Genomic DNA, 21,756 nt, shown 5'->3' with positions numbered 1-21,756 from the left:
GCCAAATGTGAATACTTACTCGCATCAAATCCATATTTTTTCAATGCTTACACCCGTATCGCACTATTTCATTTCATGCATTCAGATTAATTTCAGCTAATCTCAATATAATCGCGCACCAATTTAACTGCGACGGGTGATCATGAATAAACTATTCAACTGGATAAAAAGTATGAACTGGATGCTATGGGCATTGATCCTTGGCATAGCAACAGGACTTATTTTTGGTGAGCGAGTTGCGTTTTTAAAACCAATTGGCGAAGGCTTTGTCAGCCTTATGCAAATCACTATCTTTCCTTACATCGTGGTCAGTCTGGTTGTGGGGTTAGGTAAATTCAGCCCAGATCAGGTTAAAACCGTGCTGGCCAAAGCCGCCATTACCATGGTTGCACTTTGGGTGATTGGCCTTGCGGTGATCTGGTGCTTTACCCTGACCTTGCCAAGCCATGACGCTGGGACTTTTTTCTCACCTGCGCTGGTAGCACAAGCGCCTGATGTCAATTTCGTCCAACAGTATATCCCGTCAAACCCTTTCGCTTCTATGGCTGACGGAAATGTACCTGCGCTGGTTATATTTTGTATTGCACTGGGTTTGGCACTGATCTCCAATGGCCGAAAAAACCAATTACTCGATGTGCTTGAAGTCGTCGGGCAAGGCTTAACTGTGATGTCGAAAAAAGTGATTAAATTCTTCCCTATAGGTATCTTTTCGATGACTGCCAGTACAGCAGGTACTATAGGCCAAGAAGAGCTCAGTAATTTACAAATTTACTTAGTTTTGGTCATTTGCTTAGGCTTTTACCTCATGTTTGCCTTATTGCCAATGCTTGTTGCGGCGCTTACGCCTGTTAAATATCGAGACTTAATCAAAGTCATGCGCAATGCGTGGATCACCGCATTTAGTACAGGAAATGTCTTCATCGTGCTACCCGTTATCACCGAGGGCATTAAATCGCACTTACAAAAAATTAAACGCAGTGATGAAGAGTCTGATCACATTGCTGAAGTGTTAGTTCCCATCGCTTATACGTTCCCAAGCTTGGGCAAGCTTACAACCCTGATGTTTGTTACATTTGCAGCTTGGCTGACGGGTAATCCCATTACCCTAGAGCAGATCCCCAATGTCACGCTTTCAGCCATGCTCAGTTATTTTGCCAATGTACACATAGCTATTCCCTATATGCTGGATAGCCTAAAAATTCCAGCCGACAGTTATCAGCTTTATTTGTCGATGTCGGTGTTAACTGCCAAAGTGGTATCACCAACAACCGTTGTTTATATCTTTGCGGTCACACTATTGTGCATCTTTTACAATAAACAGCAGCTGCATTTAAAGCGTATCCGCTCGCTGTACTACCTCACTCTATTGTCAGCATTTTTACCTGCTTTTATGGTGCTTAGCTTCACTACCAACAACTACTTGGCACAAAGCACAAAAGGTGCTGATGACGTGATTGCTAACATGATAGTGTCTGATCAAGTGCCTAATGACGTGCTCAATCACGTGCCAAAAGCTTATCAAAGCGGCGAGCTGTCATTAACCAATATCGACATCATCAAAAAACGTAATGTATTGCGTGTCGGTTACTTAGTCGACAACGTACCCTTTAGTTATTTCAACCAAAAAGATGAGCTGGTAGGTTTTGACATAGGCCTTGCCCATAAATTAGCGGCCGACTTACAAGTAAAGGTGGAGTTTATTCCATTTAAAAAACATCAACTGGCAGAATACCTGAGTAAGGGGTACTTTGACATCGCCATGTCGGGATTAGAAATGAGCGTTATCGACTTAAGTACTGTTCGCTTTACTAACCCGGTTTTAGAGCTACAGCTGGCTTTGGTTGCCAAAGATCACCGGCTCAAAGAGTTTGCTACTAAAGAGCTGGTATTAACAAAAGACAATCTTAGCCTAGCCCATGTGGAGTATCAGCCGCTGATGCGCGATGTGGCCAACAAGTATAAGCAGATCCGCGTCAAACAACTTGGCAATCACCAAGCATTCTTTGAGAAAAGCAGTGACTTCGATGCGCTGGTTATCAGTGCAGAGGCAGGGTTTGCGTGGAGTATGTTTTACCCAGAATATGGTGTGGTGGTACCAAAAGGTGCTGAGCTTAAGTACCCGGTTGGGTTTGCCGTCGCTAAGCGCAATGTGGATATTCTCAATTACGTCAACACATGGCTGGCAATTCAGCAAAGCAAAGGGACTATTCAAAGCAGCTATGATTACTGGATTTTGGGCAAAGGAACTCAAAATAAAGCGCATAGATGGTCGCTATTAGATGAATTTGCTGAACAAAATTAAACACATCGAATAAGCGCCAGTCATTGCTGGCGCTTTTTTATTTTGACTCAGGCGTGTTAATCAACGTAATTGACTAAACGTACACTTGGACAAACCAAAATACGCTCAACGATAATTGTAAAGTGATCGCGGCCAACAACTTAAGTTGAAAAGACCACTTGCTGGTTTTATGTTGCGTAAAATGCATCGTCAAATGCGTGGTACAATGCAGTGCCAACATGGACAGTACAATCAGTGTTTTTTCAGAGATCCTACGCGCATCTTTTTTAGCGTTGTGCTTGTCTTTATAAAACCCTAAATACATCACAATATTTGCAATAACCAACCCGGCAACAAGTGCCATCAATAATACTGGGTCGCCACTCACCATAGGTACTACCAACATACCCAATGCACACAAAGAGATAGCAACCCCACACTTACTAATAAACATAATCAAAGTATTAAAAAGCACGGTGTCTCCCAGTAATAACTCTATCTAGTTGTGAATTCATAGCTATTGTGTGTCCTCTTGCTGCTTATCCTTGGTATTATCGCTCGCTTCTATACGCCGCTGATTAATTAAATTAAATAGCTCAACGGTTGCCAATGCATCATTGAGTGCTCTGTGATGCCCATTCAATTCTATGTTCAATGCTTGGCAAATTTTACCCAATGAATAGGAAGCGTGACCCGGCAACCACTTTCTACCCAATTGCACAGTACACAGTTTCGCTCTTTTAAACGGCCGCTCTAAGCGTGCAAATTCGGCTTTGATAAAGCCATAATCAAAGTTGACATTGTGTGCTACAAAAATGGCTTCTCGACCAAACGTGTCAATATCATCAACAACTTCACTAAACACAGGTGCATCACTGACCATTTCATTATCAATACCAGTAAGCTCTGTTATGTATCTTGGGATCCGCCTCTGAGGGTTAATTAAGCTATGCCACTGCCCCACTATTTTGCCATTTACCACCTTCACCATGGCGATTTCGGTGATCTTATCATGCTCCTTTTTGCCGCCAGTGGTTTCAATATCAACAATGACGTAGGGTTGCTCTGGCTGAACTTGCCACTGGACGGTTTGCACGCTCACGTCAAACCCTGACTCAATCAGCTTTTTAATCGTGATCAATTGATTACGACGCAAACTATCCCCAGGAGCTTTGACTTCAACGAATTTGACGCCTTGCTGGCACAGCATTAAATCAGGATAGCCATCTTTTAACCCATTGAAATCTTTACTCATCGCACGCAAATGCGCACGCACGGCGTCGATAGGTGCATGTTTTGCAAATTCAAACAATTGAGCGAGGCAATCAGGGTGCCAGAACATCAATCTGCTGTGTTGGTTGAATTTGTCAGCAGCTTGTTTTATTAGCCAGTTTAATAAATGGGTATTGTCGATAAATGTGGTGAGCCGCTGTTCAATTTCAGTTTCAAATACGCTATAAAACGAGTTGTCTTTGAGGCACTTTGGGGTGTGCTCAAATTCATTGGAAAACGCATTTCGCTCATCTTCGAATAATTCGTGCCAAAAGCTTAAACAAAATAAGGCGCGCCAAAGCATATTTTCACAGTGAAAAGCACTTACATTGGCCCGTCCATAGTGTTCGATTAGCCCTTGCTCTACATAACCAACAAATGCTTCATCAAGACAAATGGGGGGACCACTTGCACGCAGCATATCGGTTAGCAGCGAAGTTCGCTTTTCAGTAAACTTGAGCCGATAAAAATCCTCCGCAAAAAACAGCAGTTGCTCGTCGCCCGGCGCATCTAATAGCTGCTCTATCAGCTCTTTGCATTTTTCATGTTCACCTTTAGCATACAATGATCTAATGTATTTCTCTTGCGCCTTGGGGTGTGCACTTAATGTCAATAATGAATCACTCAGAACAGCATCGTGATCAATCACCAAATTGGCCAATTTATAGCACAGATGATCGTATTTAAGCTTTGCCAATGACCCTATCGGACTGGTGTAACTTTGTTTAATGATGTTGTCTGCTAACTCCAAAAGCGATTGCTGTGGCAAGATTTTTAAATCGTTGTATAGGTTGCAATACAAAAATGCACTTTGTGCTTCTTCTCTCGACTCAAAATGCGCATTGCCTTGCACTCGTTGTCGATGGGTTTGCATTACGCCCAAATCCCGCATTGAAAACTGCGACAATGCGCCTCCTAACTTACCAAAAAAAATAAACAGAAAATAAGCTAAGTCAGATTTAAACGTAGAGGTAAAGTAGCCAGATAATATGGCAGAGGAAGCAACTTTAATGCTCGCAAGTTGGCCGCATATATACTCGTGCCAAATAGCTTTTTTGGCAGACTTAATTGGCAGTTCTTGAAGCTCAAGCTCCTTCGCCAGCGCCATTAGTTGAGATTTATTTAGCTCAGATATCAACGTACTTAACATGGCTGGGTCTTGTGCCCGAGTGAGCCAACTCTGCTCATTTAATAGCTGATAGGCGCCAGGATAGTCGTCTATTTCGTCATAAACTAACTCTTCACTGCAAACAAAATGACGTTTTCGATTAACAACCCGAATCAGTAAACACTGCGCATCTTGCGGCAATAACTTAAAGGCATTCAGTTTAGTACGCTGCGCGTCACTTATTAGATGCCAACTGGTTTGCTCTAAGTAATCTAACAGTTCAAAAAAATGTGTTAGATAGTATTTCTCGGGCAGCGTTTTCAAAACATAAACCTGTATATTTAGACAGTGTTTAAATATGCCAAAATTAAGGTCAATTAGCTATCTATTTTTACTCTGTTACATTAGACCGTACACTTTGCGTACTCAAATGTGCTTTCAAACATTGCATTAAAGTGGTGGGTTGAATTGGCTTAGTGAGATAATCATCCATACCTGCATCTCGGCATTTTTTTTCGTCGCCACTCATTGCGTTTGCGGTTAGCGCTATGATTGTAATATCTTGATTGCCATTACCAGCTTGCCCTTTTCGAATATTCCCTGTTGCTTCATAACCATCCATTTCAGGCATTTGACAGTCCATAAGCACCAAATCATAGGGATTCGAATGCTGACAGTGGCGCAGCGCATTGATTGCCTCTTGACCATTGGTAACCACATCTACAAACTCGATACCCAATTTTTTCAACATACTTGTTGTGACAATTTGATTTACATGGTTGTCTTCAGCCAGTAGCAGCCTAGGTTGAGGATCCCATACTAGGTTCTCTGTGTCTTCGTTCTCTCTAAACGATTTGAGGTAATGTGACGTAACAATTGGTTTGGCATTGGCCAATGCCTCCCCATCTTCCCCTACTACCGATAAAGCATTGTACAAATCGGTCGTCGTCGCGGGTTTTGGAAAATACCCAGAAAAACCACGCTTAGCAAAGTAGGCAGCATCGCCTTGATGGCCCATTGAAGTCATCATAATAAGTTTAATACTGTTGAGCCTCGGATCACTTTGCATCTCCTCCCCCAGTTGAGCACCATCCATAACCGGCATTTGCATATCTAGTAATGCAATATCAAACAAGGTTTTATTGGGATCTTTCAAACGTGCTTCACACTGAGAAAGCGCCTCAATCGCAGATGAAGCCTCTGTGACTTTAGCGCCCCAAATCTCTAACTGGTCTCGTAATACCGTGCGATTTGTACGATTATCATCAACAATTAGCAGCTCAAGTTTACTAATATCAAATTTTGGCATCGAGCGGTTATTTTGCTCACCTGCCTCTAACATAATTGAAAAGTAAAACTCGCTACCATGACCTTCATCACTTTTAACGCCAATGCTGCCGCCCATCAATTCGCATAACTTTTTAACAATGGATAAGCCAAGACCCGTACCACCATATTTGCGTGTGGTTGACGAGTCTACTTGTGAGAATGTTTCGAATAGCTTGTGCTGTTTAGAAAGTGGAATGCCAATGCCAGAATCAATAATAGAGCAATCTAACCGTAAATTCCCCTGAACCTCAGTTAGCTCTGCACGTATGATGATCTCTCCTTCATCAGTAAATTTAATGGCATTACCAACTAGGTTTGACAAGATCTGACGCAAACGACTCGGATCACCTTTTACCACAGAACTGTCTACTTTCACTATATCCAGAACTAGCTCTATACCCTTGCTCTGAGCTTGCAATGCCGCAGACTCTGAAAAGTCGCCAAACAGTTCCCTTAGATCAAAGTCCAATAGTTCTAATTCAAGCTTGCCCGCATCAACTTTAGAAAAGTCCAAAATATCGTTAATTAGATTGAGTAACGAATTGGCACTGTTCATTGCCAATCTAGCTCGGTGTTTTTGCTCATCATCGAGCGGGCTATTCATCATTAAATTCAGCATGCCCAAAACCCCGTTCATAGGCGTGCGAATTTCATGACTCATTGAAGCCAAGAAGGCGCTTTTAGCTTCGCTGGCTTGCTCAGCTTGTACCTTGGCATCAGCCAAAGCTTTTTGTTGCTTAATTTGCTCCGTTACATCCTGTAAAATCCCAACGTATGCGATCAGCTTTTTGTTTTCATCCAATACCGGGCCAATGTGCATGTTATTCCAAAAAGGCTCTCCATTTTTGCGATAATTCAGGATTTTTTCTCGGTGTGGCTGCTGCATTTTGATGGCTTCGCGAATGGACTCCAGAGCAGACTCTGAGGTTTGTTCACCTTGCAAAAACCGGCAATTTTTTCCAATCACACCGTCGTCATAGCCAGTGATACGTTTAAACGCTGAGTTTATAAAACTCAAAGGCATATCCTTTTTATAGGCATCGGTGATCACAATTCCAACATCGCAAGACTCAATTGCATATGCCAATAAATCATTGTGTTCTTTAGCTTTTTTCAGCGCCTCTTGATACATTTTTTGGTCGGTGATATCCGTCAGGGACCCGGACATTCGCACAGCTCTGTTTACACTATTTCTCAGTGCCAAGCCTTTTGAACGATAAAAGCGATACTCACCGTCTCGGTTCCTCATTCTGAACTCGACATCAAACACATCGTTGTTTTCTAAATGCGCGTTGAGCGCGCCAAATGTGTGAGTTTTGTCTTTTGGATGCATGCCTTTTTCAAGGCTTTCAAATACATCAGGGAAACCGTTTGTGTCGTTGCTATCATACCCCAATAGTTCGCGAAAACGCGGAGAGTAAAACATGCTGCCTTTCTCAATATCCCAATCCCATATCCCATCGTTACTACCTTTAATGGCCAGTTTAAATCGCTCCTCGCTTTTTTCAGTCTCTCTTTGCGATAACTGCAGTTGCTTAAATGGATTGAGTAGTAGCTGACGCCCAAAGAAAAACAGCAGTAAAAATGACAACAGCAAGCTGATCACAACGGCTTTTGCGATGGCTAAAATAAAGATATTTACATTATCTTGGATCATTTGTTGATCGATTAAAAATGTAACGTCGACATCAGTATCAGTCAAACGGCTGGCAAACAGTTGCAGATAATCATGGCCTGACGCCGTATTACTGTATTTTACCCACTGACCGGTTAACTCTACGGCTAGCTCAGTTTGCGCTGTGTCAATGGCTAATAAAGACCCAATATCTGTCATAAACTCTGAGATCAAAACGCCTTCTGTGAAACCGTTATATTCAATTGGCACTGCTAAAATAAATTTAAATTGTTGGTCTTCATGTTTTAGCACCACAGCTTGGCCCAGCTCTCCTAGCAACATCTGATCTAACCAGGGCTCTTTGCTGAATTTACCACTGTATAAAGGCGAGTTTGTAAAAACCGGTTCAGATAACACATTGTACAAATGCAGCGGCACATTTTGCCCCAACACTTTGTAGTCTTTCAAAAAGTCTGATAAGGATGCGCGAGAAATGTCACTGCCCATGACCGCGTTAGACAGCATCGGGATTTTGGCCAAATCTCTTAGCAATATTAGTCTGGTCGAAATAAATTGGCCAAGGTTGCTTACCGCAAGCTTGGCTTCAGTCTGTCTAGCTTGTAATTGCAATTCTTTTACTGAGCTATCGGCTCGACTACCAACTAAAGACAAGCTAATAACAATAGACAACACCAAGCTACACAATAAAAATGCGTAAAAAGCTCTGTCAGAGGACATGCTAAAAACCTGATTCAGCCAACGCTTCATGAATTGTCCACCAGTACTTTGGTACTGCCATTGGATTCAAAGTATGCCATGCACAAATCGTCAATTCCCAATGCTTCATGCGCATCTGGGTTTTGTGCACTCCATTTAGAATAGGGTTTTTGATAAGTTTTGATTAAGCCAGCAACTGGCTTATTGAGTGACTCTAAAGACTGTCGAAATGCCGCTCTATCTTTGGACATATCTCCTGTAAGCTCAATTTGTGCGAGCGCCGCTAATGCCACCTTTGCTATGTCATAACCATGTATAAAACCTGTCGGTGCAAATAGAAAGTCCCGTTGGGAAAACTCATCGGGGAATAACGTTTTTGCCCTGTTCCACACTTTCGTGGCTTCGCTTGATAATGGACGTCTTTGGAAAGAAAAACAGCTTTGGATAAAGTGCAAATCAATACCAGAGGCGAGATCAACCTTTGCTTGATTGAAAAAGTCACCGCCCGTGATCCCCCAATGACTGATGATCGGGATGCGTTGCGCCTGCGGGTAATCAGCCATTGCGGAGACCAGCTGTTTGCCTTCTATGGCATTACCGACAAATAATAAACAATCACTGCCCTTTGCAAGCATTTCCCTAATATGTATTTTGGCGCTACTGGCTTTCATTCCCCAATCAAACCAAGTCACACTCGGCTCAAGTTTGCCTAGCGCCTGACCGATTGATTTATAGTTTGATTTACCCCATGGAGTTCTTTCTAAAAATAGATGTGGATTTTTACATGCTCTTTGATTGGCAAACTGAACTAAAGTAACGCCGGCCTTAGTGTCATCAACAGATAGTCGATATACCCAGTTTTCGCCTTTGTCATAACGGGTGATAGGTCCACCAGCAGCCCAAGGAACAAGTAGTGGAATTTGGTTTTTATTAATAAACTCTCGATATTTGATATAAGGTGGAGAGTGCAGCCCACCCAACACAAATAGCCCGGAAGGGTCTTTTAAAAAGCGCTTAAAGTTCAGAAAACTGCGATTACTGTTACCGCGATGGTCGCGAGACAAAAACTTCAGCTTAAAGCCTTGAGTCTGGCTATCCACTTCGCTCAAGGCTGTGAGAAATCCCATTTTAATCGCAATAGCAGACTCTCTGTGTGTACTGTAGTCTGAGTCATGATAGATATGTAATTCAGGCAAATCTCTATCATTGGCAAATAAAAAGCTCGACAAAAACACACAGAGCACGGCGCAGCAATATTTGAACATAAGCACTAATCTATTTATTTTGGCTAAATATAAAGTTAGTCTATCTTCGCTGTTAATTACAATTCACTCAAAGTATTAAATATCAATTAATTGTCTAATCGCCTGCCAAGTTTGAGGGCTATTAATAACTCTGCCGTGTCCTTGACCTTGCGTGCTCAACAAACTCGCGTGCTCATGCTGAGCAACTTGTTGTAATGTATGCTGATATGGCGCGAACTTATCTTCTTTATCGTGCACCATCAGGATATGCTCTTGTTTGCCTAAATGAAACTCAGCCTGTAGTGACTTAAACACCATATCATGCTCTGTTTCCACTTCATTTAGTAATTTTTCAACCAGCTGATTGGCAATGCCAGTGGCGTAAATCCGCTCTTGAAACGAATTATAAAAATCAAATGTTGGGGCAATCATCACGTGACGGCCTCGATCAATTGCATTAACAGCACTGATGGTGCCCATTGAGTGACTCACAATGCCTTTAATTTGGTCATCTTTATGCTCAGCTAGTACGTGCTTAAGGCCCTTAATAAACAATGGCAGGTTCGCTATCTTTCCGTCGCTCTGTCCATGACCATAGTGATCAAAACCAACCACTGAAAACCCTTGCTCCATCACTTTTTCCATCAAAGGGTAAAACTGGCTTACGCCACCGGACCACCCATGGGTGAAAATAACCTTTGGGCCGCTGCCGCCTTCAACAAGATTTAACCCACCATAAGGTGTCGTAAGTTTGCGGCTTTGCATATTTTTTGGCAGTGCAACCTCTTTTCGCCCTGCCGCAGGGGTTAGCAGTAATTTGCGTGTTGCTTTTAAACTCGTTTTAGGTGCAACTTTTGCCATCAAACTAGATACACTGCGGGTTAGGTGATAACTCATGGACTTTTTACCACTGTCCGAAAAGTATATTTTGCTACTCATATTAATTTGCTCCGTGTTTTGCCAGCAATGCATTAAAACCAGCTTGAAAGCGACTGCGATTATCATCTTCAAGTGCCAACCAGCGTAAATTTTGGCTACCGAGATAAAGAGAATAAAGTTCAAAAACAAACTGTTGAGGACAGGTATCTGGGGCGAAGTCGCCATCTTGGACTGCTTGGGTCACAATATGCTGCAAATAACTTAACCAGTTTTTTAACGTTGCTTGAATATGGTCTCGCAGCGCACCTGGTTGGTCGTCAAATTCGGCTGCGGCATTGATGAATATGCAAGTCGCTGCATCTGGTTTGTACCAATTTAGCCAGTTTTGACATAACTGGTTTAGCTTTACCAAGCCTCTAATGTCTTTATCACAAGCCAAGATCACATGCTCTTTGAATAGCTCAGACGCGTATTCGAGCACATTTAGCTGCATGGTCTCTTTAGAATTGAAGTGCCCAAACAAACCTGACTTGGACATGCCAGCAGCCGTCGCCAACATGCCTATGGTCAGGTCATTTAAACCAGTTTCAGAAGCCAGCGCCAAACCCTTGGCCAAAATTTGCTGCTTCGTTTGTTTACCTTTTCCCATTACCCACCAAAAAAGTACGAACGTTCGTTTTATGTTAGCGAATAATAAGCATGGATCAAGGTTTATTTTCAATGCAAAGTACAAGCACATTGAGAACAGCTCTTGAAAGGTGCTAAAAAATAATGACTTACCGGATAAAAAAATTTACTTTTTGCCAAAAGGACATAAAAAAAGAGCGCTTGGTGCGCTCTTTTACTTTGCTTAACATGCTAACTCTCGTTAGCTGCCAGATCCTGAATCACCATTCATTTGGCTTTGAATGTAATTTTGGATGCCGATTAAATCAATGAGTCCGAGATGCTGTTCAAGCCAATAAATATGGTCCATTTCAGTGTCATCCAGTAGCTCTTCAAGGATCTCTCTTGTCACGTAATCTTGCTCTTCTTCACACACTGCAATGACCTTTTTCAAATGGTCTTTAACAACAACTTCTGCAGCTAAGTCATTTTCGAGCATCTCTTTGACGTTACTACCTACGTTGATAGGCGCGCGCGAAGCGGTATCTGGCGTGCCTTCTAAGAATAAGATCCGCTCGGTAATGCGTTTTGCGTGATCTAATTCTTCCTCATATTCGTGAGACAACTTTTCGTGAAGTCGCCCCATACCCCAATCTTCATACATTTTAGAATGGGCTAAATATTGATCCATTGAACTAAGTTCAAGGGTAAGTTGCTTGTTGAGCAAATCGATAACTTTTTTTACGCCTTGCATAATTTAGTCCTCCATCTGTGACTGAAGATAATTTTCAATGCCAGTGTTTTTGATTAGGAAGTCTTGTGTTTCTAACCAGTCTACGTATTCCTCTTCGTACTCTAAAATGTCTTCGAGTAACTCTCTGCTAACGTAGTCCTGCTCTTTTTCACATAAATCAATGGCTTCGCGCAGTGCCGGTAACTGCTCATGCTCAAATGCTAAGTCACAACTGAGCATTTCTTCGGTGTGTTCACCAATGCGTAGTTTCTCGAGATGCTGTAAGTTAGGTAAGCCTTCTAAAAATAAAATACGCTCAATCAAATCATCGGCTTGCTTCATATCTTTGATCGATTTTTTGTAGGCTTTTTCGTTGAGCTCTTCCAATCCCCAATTTTTATACATACGAGCATGTAAAAAATACTGGTTAATAGACGTGAGTTCGAGTGTCAAAATTTTATTCAAAGTGACGATTACTTGCTTGCTACCCTTCATAGGCCCCCCTAGTAACAAATTCAGTTAGACGCCATTTAACACTAGTCCAATATTTGTACTTGGCAAGACTAAATAAAAATAACAAATAAGTTTTAATATCCTTTTAAAATAAATAACTTATAAAAGAATTAAGAACAATTTTCATTGCCAATTACACTTGAATTTAAGTCACGATTAACACTTTAAACTCACTATTGCGTTTACCGAAGTTGACTACTTAACTTTCTTCACAGTTTCGACGCCTAAACGTTTAGCTAAACGCACTAAATTCGCTCTGTCGACGCCAAGTTCGCGCGCAGCTGCTGCCCAATTAAGTTGATGTGTTTTGAGGGCATACAAGATCTGATTCTTTTGAAATTGCTCAGTGGCTTCTTTTAATGGCAGTACAAAGCCTTCCTGGCTTTTGACCTCACTCATTTCTAGATTGGCTTGTGGCGATTCAAAACTTAGCTCACAGTGGGTCGACATAATCTTTACAATGTCCTTTTGCCAATTAGAATGTTTGGCCTTGAGCGCTGCACGACTGAGCACATGTTCAAGCTCTCGCACATTACCAGGCCAATCGTGTGCTTTTAAACAATCAAGTAAACCATCATCGAGTAAAAGCTGCGACACCCCTAACTTTTTGCGTAACTGTTCGGTAAAGTAACCAGCTAAAGGGACAATATCTGACGTGCGATTTCTGAGCGCGGGCACCTGCAGAGGAAACACCTGCAAACGGTGAAACAAATCCGAGCGAAATCGACCTTCTTCGACCTCTTTTTGCAAATCACGGTTGGTGGCTGCGACAATTCTCACATTAACAAAATGGGGCGTATCACTGCCTACAGGTTGAATTTCTCCACTTTGCAGCGCCCTAAGTAGCTTGCTTTGAATATGTAACGGCAACTCCCCAATTTCATCCAAAAACAGGGTTCCTTGATCAGCAACCAAAAACTTTCCTTCTCGATGGGCATCCGCCCCGGTAAACGCGCCTTTGCGATGACCAAAAAACTCACTCTCGGCCAAATTGTCTGGTAGCGATGCACAATTCACCTGTACAAATGGCGCATTGCAACGACTAGATTGTGCATGTACCTGCCTAGCGACGAGCTCTTTACCCGTGCCTGTTTCTCCTTGGATCAACACACTCAAATCTGAATTGGCCACTAAATTGATATCCGCTTTGAGCTGTTTCATCGGCGCTGAGTCACCAACCATGGTGTACTGCTGATGGCTCAACTCGTGTAACATGGCGATGCCAGAGCGAGCTCGCTTGCAGAGTTGATGCATATTGTCGACGGCACTAAAGTGACTCGATACCGAAGCTTGCACCATAGTCAGTAGCGACTGGCTGTAACTATCGAATGCATTAGGGCTCAAACTATCAAAGGTAATTACCCCCAAAAGTGCATCCTCTTCATACATCGCAAACCCCATGCAAGCATGAACCGGAATGTCACCAGTTTCAGCAAGCAACATACCGTCATAGGGGTCGCTCAACGTGCAATCAGAAGGAAATATAACGGGCTTTTTAGCGCTTTGTGCGATCTGCGCTAGCCTTGGATGTTCAGAAAGTTGAAATCGCCTACCCATTACTTCAGGTGCCAGCCCTGTGGCTGCAAGAGGTACCAACGCACCTTGCTGATGACTCAATACAGCAATTGCATCAGCACCAATAAAAGCTTTGAGTGCGCTGGTAATTGCTCTGCAATAAGGGAGTAGCTCTACCTCATTGGTTTTTGGCAGTGCTTCTGCAAGGGATTGATTCAAAGTGAGTAGTTGAGATAGTGCACGCTGATCCATGTCATTATGACCTATATGATTTAATTTGACCCACACCAGTGTAGGTCAAAATGACCTAACAATACAATGATAAACTTTTAAATCATTGATTTTTAATAAAAATAAAATTGGCATACCTTGTGTATTAAGTAAGGCATCGAATACTGTTAGATGAGTGTAATTATGCAAACTCAGCAAGGCAATTTTAATCAAGCTTTTACCTTATTACTAAGCGCTGCAAATTGGCTGCTTATTGTTAGTGTAGCGGGCTTTGGTATCGCAGTTATGGCGAGTTACCCCCTTGCTCACACCCTATCTATACCAGTACAAATAACTGCACATATCAGCAGCTTACTTTTCGCTACTTTGTTAAAAATCGGCTATGTCGTGCGCTGTTTATGTCAATACAACTTAGGCTTAGAGGTACGTTAATGAACATACTACCTATTGAAGAGCCCCTCCCGAAGGTGAGCCTATTTAAACCTAATACATGGCCATTTTTAATGCTCGGATTTCGCCCTTTATTTTTACTCAGCGGGATCTGGGCAATTGTAAGTATGTTGATTTGGGCAGGCGTGCTGTCGGGCACTTTATCTTGGCAAGGTAACGCACCTGCAACCTTGTGGCATGCACATGAAATGCTGTTTGGCTTTGCCAGCGCCATAGCGGTTGGGTTTTTATTTACTGCTTCAAAGAATTGGACGGGCGTTAACACCATCAATGGCATCCACTTATTGGCATTATGCAGCCTCTGGGCTGTTGCTAGATGGGTGTTTATCTCATTAGAAGAGCCGTATTTCTGGTTGGCAATATCACAAGGTCTGTTCTGGCTAGTCAGTATTTGTCACCTCGCCACAACACTCATCCAAGCTAATAGTAAAAACAACTACCAGTTTATAGTCATTTTATCGCTGATGGCGAGTCTAAATTTAACCTTCATCTGGCTTTTAGCGACTGAGAACTACATGTTTGCACTGACATTTTCTCACTTAGCTGTATTGGGGTTTACGTTTTTGATTAGTGTGATCGCAGGACGTGTTACGCCGTTTTTTATCGCCAGAGGACTTGGACTAAAAGATCAAGTTACCACGGTAAGACTAAACCGAGCTTTATTTTGGTGCTCACTAATCGGCATGAGCGGGTTCTTTGCCCACCATGTTTTGATGAGTCCATTAAATCCAGGATATGTACTCATACTTACGGCCGTTTTGCACCTCATTCGCAGTGTTTACTGGTTCAATGTTGGCGTCGTTAAAGTGCCTCTACTGTGGTCTTTGTACGGTGCATATATTTGTATGAGCCTTGGACTTCTGGGCTTTGGCGGCGCTTATCTAGGATTACCGTGGCAGGCGAAAGATGCCTTGCACTTAATCACAATTGGTGCAATGGGTCTGATGATTCTATCGATTATGTCTCGTGTATCGCTAGGTCATACCGCAAGACCGCTTAAAGCTCACCCTTTGATGAGCATGGCATTCATTTTATGTCTACTCGCAGCCGCCGTTAGAAGCTTGCTGCCGTTATTTATCAACCCGCACGATACATGGCTCGCCAGCGCAATTTTATGGTCGCTCGCTTTTGCCATTTTCGTTGCGATTTACACCCCTATTTTAATGAAAAAACGCCTTGATGGGCGTCGTGGTTAATTGGAGATTATCTATGCTATCAACTCAAACAATTAAACTGGTCAAGGATACCATTCCTCTGCTCGCTAACGCAGGTCCCGCAGTTACGGACCATTTTTATAAGCGTATGTTTAGTCACAACCCTGAACTGTTAGATATATTCAATATCAGTAATCAAAAATCAGGCAAGCAACAATTTGCCCTATTCAGTGCGCTGGCTGCATACGCAACACATATTGATAACCCAACAGTGCTCGCACATGCCATTGACCGAATAAACCACAAACATGCTAGCTTAAATATTTTGCCTGAGCACTACCCTATTGTTGGCACACATTTACTTGCTACATTACAAGAAATGTTTCCTAATGAATGTACGCCAGAAATCATTGACGCGTGGGCCGAAGCATATGGCTTTTTAGCTGACTTATTTATCACGCAAGAAGAAGGCATTTATCAAAATAACGAGAACAAGACAGGTGGATGGCGAGGTCGACGTCGTTTTACGATCTCAAAAATAGTCAAAGAATCAGATGTTATTAAGAGCTTTTATCTAACACCGTCTGATGAGCGCCCTGTTGCAAGCTATCAAGCTGGGCAATACCTTGCTGTGGATTGCAAAGTAAATGCCAGTGATAATCGCCAGATCCGCCAATATTCATTGTCACAAAGCAGCCAACCGGATCACTATCGAATTTCTGTAAAAACCGACGGTTTGGTGTCCGGTTATTTACACACACTCAACGAAGGTGATGAAATTGACGCATACCCACCAGCGGGTGACTTTGTACTGCAAAATACACCAGCGCCTAAAGTGTTCATCAGTGCAGGAGTTGGGATCACACCTATGATGGCTATGCTCGAAACAACCAAGTTACATTCAAGTGAGACTCCTTGTTGGTTCTTACATGCCGCACGCACCCACAACGAGCATGCATTCTATGATGTGGTTGAATCTTACAAGAGCCAAATGTCATCACTGCAAACTCACTATTGGATTGAAAAAGATGCAGATACACACACACAAGGCCTCATGCAGCTGGCACCACTTGAAACACAATTACCTTTGCTACAAGGTGAGTTTTATCTTTGTGGGCCAAGTGCGTTTATGTCTTTTGTGAAGCAACAACTACTCGACTTAGGCGTACAAGACACGCAAATCTTTTATGAAGTCTTTGGCCCTCACCAAGATGTCTAAAAGTAGCTGTTAAAAGAGCCGCAAGGCTCTTTTTATCTTATTCTAAAGATTATGGAATATTGCTTGCTTGATAAATAAACAACACAAATCAAGGAACGAGCATGTATATTACCAATATCCCTAACAGCTACCAGCCATACTCGGGTGTTACTCGAACCCAGCAGGCTGCCACAACCTCTGATGATCACCACCGAGACTCAACCCAGCCCTTAGATCGCCAGTACGACTTTACCAACATGACCTTAAAGGAGCAGTCTAAAGCCGCGAATGATCTCTACCAACAAGGGTTTCTGAACATGGGTGAAATGGCATTTTTAACCGGAAGATACGGCCTTATTGAGCATGATGGGCAATTAGGCGGCACGACCTTGCATGATGCCAACACCCGCCCTTATAACGTGATCGCGGCAATGCACGAAGACTTGTCCACTTTTAAGTCACAACACGGCGCACATTCCGATGTGGTTAGCAACCACCAAGCACTTCTCCAAAAACTTGAGAGCTATCAATCCGGCATTAACACTAGCGCCTAACCAGTTAATTGCTGTCTCCGTAGGCAAGTTATTACTTTATCGACTTGCCCATAAATTATTTTCATTACTTTCATATATGTAGCTCAATACATAGCAGATAAAAGCAATCGTATTTATTGCAAAAATAGCCCCAATTACAGCGTTTAGTTTATTTATCTAAATCACCTTTATGTTTATTTTTTACACAAAAAGGCTTGACCTCTGACCACTCTGAACTAGCATCTTGTTACTCAACTGTAAATATTGGAGCAAATACATGAAAAAAATAGCACTGACTATCCTACTCGGTATTATGTCACTCTTTGCACATATGGCGCATAGCAATGACAAGCTTGAATACCCGGTTGTATTGGTACATGGCCTGTTTGGTTTTGATAATTTATTGGGGGTAGATTATTTTTATCGCGTGCCTTCTGTCATTGAACAAGAAGGCGGCACCGTCTATGTCGCAGAGGTTTCGTCCGCTCATAACTCAGAACTAAGGGGTGAGCAGCTACTCGAACAAATAGCACTTGTTAGAGCACTTACTGGAAAAGATAAAGTCAATTTAATTGGTCACAGTCAAGGGGCGCAAACCATTCGATACGCCGCTTCTGTCAAACCACAATGGGTTGCATCTGTCACCAGTATTGGGGGTGTAAACTGGGGGAGCCGCTTTGCTGATGTGGTGCGAAATGGTGTAGATAGAGACTCTTTTTCTGAGCAGTTTTTGGCGTCTTTAGCAAACGCGCTTGCTGGCCTAATCGACTTACTATCAGGAAAAGCCACCGCCCCTAAAGATGCGTTGCAAGCCCTTGACGCACTGACCACCGAGGGCACACTCGTGTTTAATCAAAAGTATCCTGAAGGCGTACCAGCTACCTATTGTGGCCAAGGCCGGATGCGAGATGACAACGGTGTGTATTATTTCTCATGGAGTGGTAACAAAGCGTGGACCAACGTATTTGATCCAGCCGATAGTCCTCTGGCTTTAATTTCTCAGGTATTTGATGAGGCCAATGATGGACTCGTTTCAGCCTGCTCTAGTAACTTGGGCTATGTCATCGGTAATCAATTCAAAATGAATCACTTGGATCAAGTAAATCAAACCATTGGTATACACCACTTATTTGAAACAGATCCCCTTACTCTGTACCGACAACACGTTCGCCGTCTGAAAGGGTTAAATTTATGACGCGTACACACCTTTTCATCCTCAGTTGTGCAAGTCTTGGTGGGATTTTACTGTACTTAACTTTAGATACTGTCAAGCCGACGTCATCTTATCATTTTGCGATAGAGCAAACTGGCACGACGTCCAAACCTGCTAAGTATGAGGTGACACACACGCCACCTCCCCCATCCGCGCCCTGTGGCGCGGTCAGCAAAGCACATAAGCATTTGTTAGATGATTGGATTTTAGCACTACAAAGCCAGCAGCAACTTGACAACTGGCGACAATCGCTAAAAGCGCTACCTCACTGCCTGCAAGACATTGCGCATAGTTACATGCTATACAAACAAGCGCTTGCCCATGTCGACGAGAACCTGACGATTGCAGAGCGCTTTGATGTGTTGAGCTCGTTGCAAACCCAGTATTTCCCCCAACCCGTAGCCACAGCTTGGTTTAGTGAGGAAAATAACTGGCACGCTCATGCCTTGACGCGATGGCATATCCTGTCAGACAAATCTCTGAGCAAAAATGATCGCGACGCTCTGCTTAGTGCGCACATTAGTCAGCTACCTCAAAAACAACGACACACTATTGAAGCTGCTCAAGCCTTTTTGCAATTGCGACAGCACTGGCAATCAATGGACTACAACGACTTTAGTGCAAGCTTTGGCAATGACGCAGCGCAGCGACTTGTGCAAGCTCAGCAAGACCAAAAAAAATGGCAGCTGCGAGTCGACAATTACATACTCAAATATAAATCAATCAAAGAAACGACACCTGTGGCATTGCAATCACACAGATTAGATACACTTAAACAGTCGCTATTTAATGTACATGAGCAAAAGAGGCTTAATGTCGTGATGGCAAAAGAGTCATTGTATTGACTTGTTATGGTCACGGGACAAAAAGTCAGCCTGACAGCGGTATTTTAGCTTGCGCTAAAATACCTTTGCATATTGTTGCTTTGGAGTAAGCTCAAACCCTTGCTTTAAACCAAGTCGCTTATATTTTGCCGTCATCTCTAGTTTTGTATGGACGCCATTACCGTACAAGGTATTGTGAAAAGACAGGCCCTGTGTATGGTCTATATTGATAAATTTCCCCATGACAACAATCTGATCTATGTCCGTGCCATCTCCATGATGTGAGGCCTGTGGAGACAACATTAGGCCGTCTATTTGCTTTATTTTATCCGCTTGTTGCATATAGACGCCACCAAGTGTTTTGGTAAAGATAGAGTCTTTAGCCTGCTTAAACTCGTGAAAAGACAAATGACCATTATTGTCTAAATCCGCTTCGGGAAAGTTTGATGATGCAAGGGAAATTACTAAGTATGCGCCTGTTTCATCAAAATTCAGAGTGCCATGATCTGCAACCATCAGATGCGCATTCGTTGGCATACTAAGTATAAAACAACCATACATAACGTATTTTTTTATCGTGTTAAACATACAAACCTCGTTATCTAATCACACTGAATCTTATAGCGCGCCTTTCACACAGCGTTGAAAGTAGGGGTAGCTATCAGTTGCATAGTAGTGGTAAATACCTTGCGGAAACTCGGGAGTCACGCCATAGCGGCCATTGCATTCATCAAGGTCCCCGCTGCCAGCGACATACTCCCAATCTTGCGCAAACGTGCCCAATGCATACACTGACGTTGAAGGTCTACTATTACTGACATTTTCAACCAATTGATAACTGCCTGCCATAACCTTGAGCGCTGACTGTGCATTTTCAGCGTCGCTGTAGCCGTAACGTGCATATATTGGAAAACCATCTGCCGCCCACCCTATCAACGTCATGGTGGAGTCAGAGCCGCCTCGAAGTGCAATAAACCCTTCGGGCATACCATGATAGTGATAAGAGCCGTCAGGCTGTACATGGGCATTGTTATCATCTGTTCCAAAATCAAAACTCGTTTGACCCAAAGCTTCAATACTCCAACTGCCAGTATTACCAACTAGGGTGCAATTATCGCCCGAGTCATCGCATGACCCTGCTGTGTTGGCATCAATTTTAACCCCATTTAAAACGTAACCTGTTGCCCCTCTCGGTCCTCCTAAAGTTGAGCTGTTATCAGTTTTAGTCGGCGTTAGGGTGTAGCTAATCGAAACAGACGTTTCACTGATTGTATTGGGATTACCTGGATTAGGAAATGTGCCAGTTTGATGATCAGGGATCCCATTTGCAGTTAAAGTCCGCGCAGCACCTGTACAGCTCCAATCCGCATTGCTCGTCGCTTGTACAGAGGCTGAGTCATTAAATTCATTGTAAAAATAATCGCACAACACGCCATCTGTTGAATTAGCGACAGACGCTGTTCCATTATCCGTCTCCGCTGTATTTTGCGCAGTGCTTGAATCACTGTCGGATGTTGTGGTGTTACTACTGGCATTATTATTCGCAGTACTGGTGCTTGTTGCGGTGGTGGTGGTGCTTGCTGTATTTTGCGTCTGTGCTGTTACTTGGGTTTGTGTACTGTCACCATCACTTGAACTAGAACCACAACCAGACAACATCATCAAAGTAATACTGGCTGTGATCATTGAAATAGGTGTTATGCTCAAACTTTGCTTCATATCGCTTGCTCCCATAAAAATTAACAACTGACGCAACCGTTATGCACGGTACTATTGCTTTTTTTCACTATAGGAGCGGATTGTGCAAACACTGTGCAACAAGTAAATAATTTTATATTTAACGAAAAAGTGAAAGGTTATTCGCTCAATTATCTCAACACACTTGCCTGTTCTTTAAGAAAGTTAGCCATGGGAATAAACAGCGGCTTAGGTAATTCATCAAGGCTAAACCAGCGCCATTGTTTACATTTATTTGGTTCAAGTACTTTTGCATCACCATCACGACACTCGGCCATTACAAATATCGTAATGTAATGCTTACTCTCGCTGATAAAAATATCATTGGTAAAACCGACTTCTTTTACACCTGTAACGCAGAGCCCTGTTTCTTCAAGGACCTCTCTTTTGGCACAGCACTCGATGCGTTCCCCAAACTCTAAGTGCCCCCCAGGCGTTGCCCAAGTATTAGCACCATGCGCACCAATGCGCTCACCAAGCAAAATTTTGTCACCTCTTTTTATGATGACGCCAACACCAACACGTACTGCTTTACTCATGGAAGTTCCTTTCAACAGAATGAATCAGCACGGGATTTTATACTTCAAACAAGGATAAACAAGAC

19 protein-coding genes are annotated in these 21,756 nt (G+C 42.8%); 7 read left to right on the top strand and 12 right to left on the bottom strand.

Features of this window, described 5'->3' with window-relative positions:
• The first annotated feature begins 142 nt into the window (after window positions 1-142).
• On the top strand, window positions 143-2,302 hold the full coding sequence (locus tag MHN81_RS09550; RefSeq protein WP_239425620.1) for a cation:dicarboxylase symporter family transporter: 2,160 nt from the start codon (window positions 143-145) through the stop codon (window positions 2,300-2,302).
• Window positions 2,303-2,375: 73 nt separating this feature from the next.
• Here MHN81_RS09550 and MHN81_RS28230 read toward each other — a convergent pair whose 3' ends face one another.
• The 9 genes from MHN81_RS28230 to norR form a co-directional block, all read right to left on the bottom strand.
• Window positions 2,376-2,756, bottom strand: a complete 381-nt coding sequence (locus tag MHN81_RS28230; protein ID WP_239425619.1) for a DUF1294 domain-containing protein — start codon at window positions 2,754-2,756, stop codon at window positions 2,376-2,378.
• 42 nt (window positions 2,757-2,798) lie between these two features.
• Window positions 2,799-4,985, bottom strand: coding sequence for an exonuclease domain-containing protein (locus MHN81_RS09540; protein WP_239425618.1), 2,187 nt, complete (start codon window positions 4,983-4,985; stop codon window positions 2,799-2,801).
• 67 nt (window positions 4,986-5,052) lie between these two features.
• Entirely contained in the window at window positions 5,053-8,373 is a 3,321-nt protein-coding gene (locus tag MHN81_RS09535; protein ID WP_023402140.1) for a PAS domain-containing hybrid sensor histidine kinase/response regulator, read from the bottom strand.
• Entirely contained in the window at window positions 8,370-9,587 is a 1,218-nt protein-coding gene (locus MHN81_RS09530) for an ABC transporter substrate-binding protein (protein WP_239425617.1), read from the bottom strand. The genes MHN81_RS09535 and MHN81_RS09530 overlap by 4 nt, the downstream gene beginning before the upstream one ends.
• A gap of 75 nt (window positions 9,588-9,662) precedes the next feature.
• Window positions 9,663-10,505, bottom strand: coding sequence for an alpha/beta hydrolase (locus MHN81_RS09525; protein ID WP_023402138.1), 843 nt, complete (start codon window positions 10,503-10,505; stop codon window positions 9,663-9,665).
• A 1-nt stretch (window position 10,506) separates the two neighbouring features.
• Entirely contained in the window at window positions 10,507-11,094 is a 588-nt protein-coding gene (locus tag MHN81_RS09520) for a TetR/AcrR family transcriptional regulator (protein ID WP_023402137.1), read from the bottom strand.
• Between the two features lie 219 nt (window positions 11,095-11,313).
• Window positions 11,314-11,805: a bacterioferritin gene (gene bfr / locus MHN81_RS09515; protein WP_239425616.1), complete on the bottom strand. Its 492-nt coding sequence runs from the start codon at window positions 11,803-11,805 to the stop codon at window positions 11,314-11,316.
• Window positions 11,806-11,808: 3 nt separating this feature from the next.
• Complete coding sequence (gene bfr / locus MHN81_RS09510) at window positions 11,809-12,279, bottom strand: bacterioferritin (protein ID WP_023402135.1); 471 nt, start codon at window positions 12,277-12,279, stop codon at window positions 11,809-11,811.
• 213 nt (window positions 12,280-12,492) lie between these two features.
• Window positions 12,493-14,064: a nitric oxide reductase transcriptional regulator NorR gene (gene norR, locus MHN81_RS09505; RefSeq protein ID WP_023402134.1), complete on the bottom strand. Its 1,572-nt coding sequence runs from the start codon at window positions 14,062-14,064 to the stop codon at window positions 12,493-12,495.
• 162 nt (window positions 14,065-14,226) lie between these two features.
• Between norR and MHN81_RS09500 the strand changes: the two genes are divergently transcribed.
• The 6 genes from MHN81_RS09500 to MHN81_RS09475 all read left to right on the top strand — a co-directional run bounded on the left by MHN81_RS09500 (window position 14,227) and on the right by MHN81_RS09475 (window position 19,436).
• A complete protein-coding gene (locus tag MHN81_RS09500; protein WP_239425615.1) occupies window positions 14,227-14,475 on the top strand; it encodes a hypothetical protein in 249 nt (82 codons plus the stop codon).
• Window positions 14,475-15,689, top strand: a complete 1,215-nt coding sequence (locus MHN81_RS09495; RefSeq protein ID WP_239425614.1) for an NnrS family protein — start codon at window positions 14,475-14,477, stop codon at window positions 15,687-15,689. Before MHN81_RS09500 ends, MHN81_RS09495 begins: the two co-directional genes overlap by 1 nt.
• 13 nt (window positions 15,690-15,702) lie before the next feature.
• Entirely contained in the window at window positions 15,703-16,866 is a 1,164-nt protein-coding gene (hmpA, locus tag MHN81_RS09490) for an NO-inducible flavohemoprotein (protein ID WP_239425613.1), read from the top strand.
• Between the two features lie 101 nt (window positions 16,867-16,967).
• Window positions 16,968-17,399 carry a hypothetical protein gene (locus MHN81_RS09485; RefSeq protein ID WP_239425612.1) on the top strand — a complete coding sequence of 144 codons (432 nt, stop codon included), beginning with the start codon at window positions 16,968-16,970 and terminating at the stop codon, window positions 17,397-17,399.
• A 256-nt stretch (window positions 17,400-17,655) separates the two neighbouring features.
• On the top strand, window positions 17,656-18,573 hold the full coding sequence (locus tag MHN81_RS09480; protein WP_239425611.1) for a triacylglycerol lipase: 918 nt from the start codon (window positions 17,656-17,658) through the stop codon (window positions 18,571-18,573).
• Window positions 18,570-19,436 carry a lipase chaperone gene (locus MHN81_RS09475; protein WP_239425610.1) on the top strand — a complete coding sequence of 289 codons (867 nt, stop codon included), beginning with the start codon at window positions 18,570-18,572 and terminating at the stop codon, window positions 19,434-19,436. The genes MHN81_RS09480 and MHN81_RS09475 overlap by 4 nt, the downstream gene beginning before the upstream one ends.
• A gap of 54 nt (window positions 19,437-19,490) precedes the next feature.
• Here the strand turns inward: MHN81_RS09475 and MHN81_RS09470 are convergent, their stop codons facing one another.
• The 3 genes from MHN81_RS09470 to MHN81_RS09460 form a co-directional block, all read right to left on the bottom strand.
• The gene (locus MHN81_RS09470) at window positions 19,491-20,003 is read right to left on the bottom strand and encodes a hypothetical protein (RefSeq protein ID WP_239425609.1); all 513 of its coding nucleotides are present in this window, start codon (window positions 20,001-20,003) and stop codon (window positions 19,491-19,493) included.
• A 30-nt stretch (window positions 20,004-20,033) separates the two neighbouring features.
• Window positions 20,034-21,134, bottom strand: coding sequence for a YHYH protein (locus tag MHN81_RS09465; protein ID WP_023402125.1), 1,101 nt, complete (start codon window positions 21,132-21,134; stop codon window positions 20,034-20,036).
• Between the two features lie 149 nt (window positions 21,135-21,283).
• Entirely contained in the window at window positions 21,284-21,691 is a 408-nt protein-coding gene (locus MHN81_RS09460) for an NUDIX hydrolase (protein WP_023402124.1), read from the bottom strand.
• Between the last annotated feature and the right edge of the window lie 65 nt (window positions 21,692-21,756).

This window comes from Pseudoalteromonas sp. Of7M-16 (assembly GCF_022347805.1).
GTDB lineage: Bacteria > Pseudomonadota > Gammaproteobacteria > Enterobacterales > Alteromonadaceae > Pseudoalteromonas > Pseudoalteromonas luteoviolacea_F.
The sequence above is the reverse complement of the archived record's forward strand: the minus strand, read 5'-3'. Positions and strand labels throughout refer to the sequence as shown.

Bases quoted from the DNA above. Each gene is read 5' to 3' on its own strand.
- MHN81_RS09530 (WP_239425617.1), bottom strand. From the start codon at position 9,587: ATGTTCAAATATTGCTGCGCCGTGCTCTGTGTGTTTTTGTCGAGCTTT.
- MHN81_RS09550 (WP_239425620.1), top strand. From the start codon at position 143: ATGAATAAACTATTCAACTGGATAAAAAGTATGAACTGGATGCTATGG.
- MHN81_RS09465 (WP_023402125.1), bottom strand. From the start codon at position 21,134: ATGAAGCAAAGTTTGAGCATAACACCTATTTCAATGATCACAGCCAGT.
- MHN81_RS09525 (WP_023402138.1), bottom strand. From the start codon at position 10,505: ATGAGTAGCAAAATATACTTTTCGGACAGTGGTAAAAAGTCCATGAGT.
- MHN81_RS09520 (WP_023402137.1), bottom strand. From the start codon at position 11,094: ATGGGAAAAGGTAAACAAACGAAGCAGCAAATTTTGGCCAAGGGTTTG.
- hmpA (WP_239425613.1), top strand. From the start codon at position 15,703: ATGCTATCAACTCAAACAATTAAACTGGTCAAGGATACCATTCCTCTG.
- MHN81_RS09485 (WP_239425612.1), top strand. From the start codon at position 16,968: ATGTATATTACCAATATCCCTAACAGCTACCAGCCATACTCGGGTGTT.
- MHN81_RS09475 (WP_239425610.1), top strand. From the start codon at position 18,570: ATGACGCGTACACACCTTTTCATCCTCAGTTGTGCAAGTCTTGGTGGG.
- MHN81_RS09500 (WP_239425615.1), top strand. From the start codon at position 14,227: ATGCAAACTCAGCAAGGCAATTTTAATCAAGCTTTTACCTTATTACTA.
- MHN81_RS09495 (WP_239425614.1), top strand. From the start codon at position 14,475: ATGAACATACTACCTATTGAAGAGCCCCTCCCGAAGGTGAGCCTATTT.
- MHN81_RS09480 (WP_239425611.1), top strand. From the start codon at position 17,656: ATGAAAAAAATAGCACTGACTATCCTACTCGGTATTATGTCACTCTTT.
- norR (WP_023402134.1), bottom strand. From the start codon at position 14,064: ATGGATCAGCGTGCACTATCTCAACTACTCACTTTGAATCAATCCCTT.
- bfr (WP_023402135.1), bottom strand. From the start codon at position 12,279: ATGAAGGGTAGCAAGCAAGTAATCGTCACTTTGAATAAAATTTTGACA.
- MHN81_RS09470 (WP_239425609.1), bottom strand. From the start codon at position 20,003: ATGTTTAACACGATAAAAAAATACGTTATGTATGGTTGTTTTATACTT.
- MHN81_RS09535 (WP_023402140.1), bottom strand. From the start codon at position 8,373: ATGAAGCGTTGGCTGAATCAGGTTTTTAGCATGTCCTCTGACAGAGCT.
- bfr (WP_239425616.1), bottom strand. From the start codon at position 11,805: ATGCAAGGCGTAAAAAAAGTTATCGATTTGCTCAACAAGCAACTTACC.
- MHN81_RS09460 (WP_023402124.1), bottom strand. From the start codon at position 21,691: ATGAGTAAAGCAGTACGTGTTGGTGTTGGCGTCATCATAAAAAGAGGT.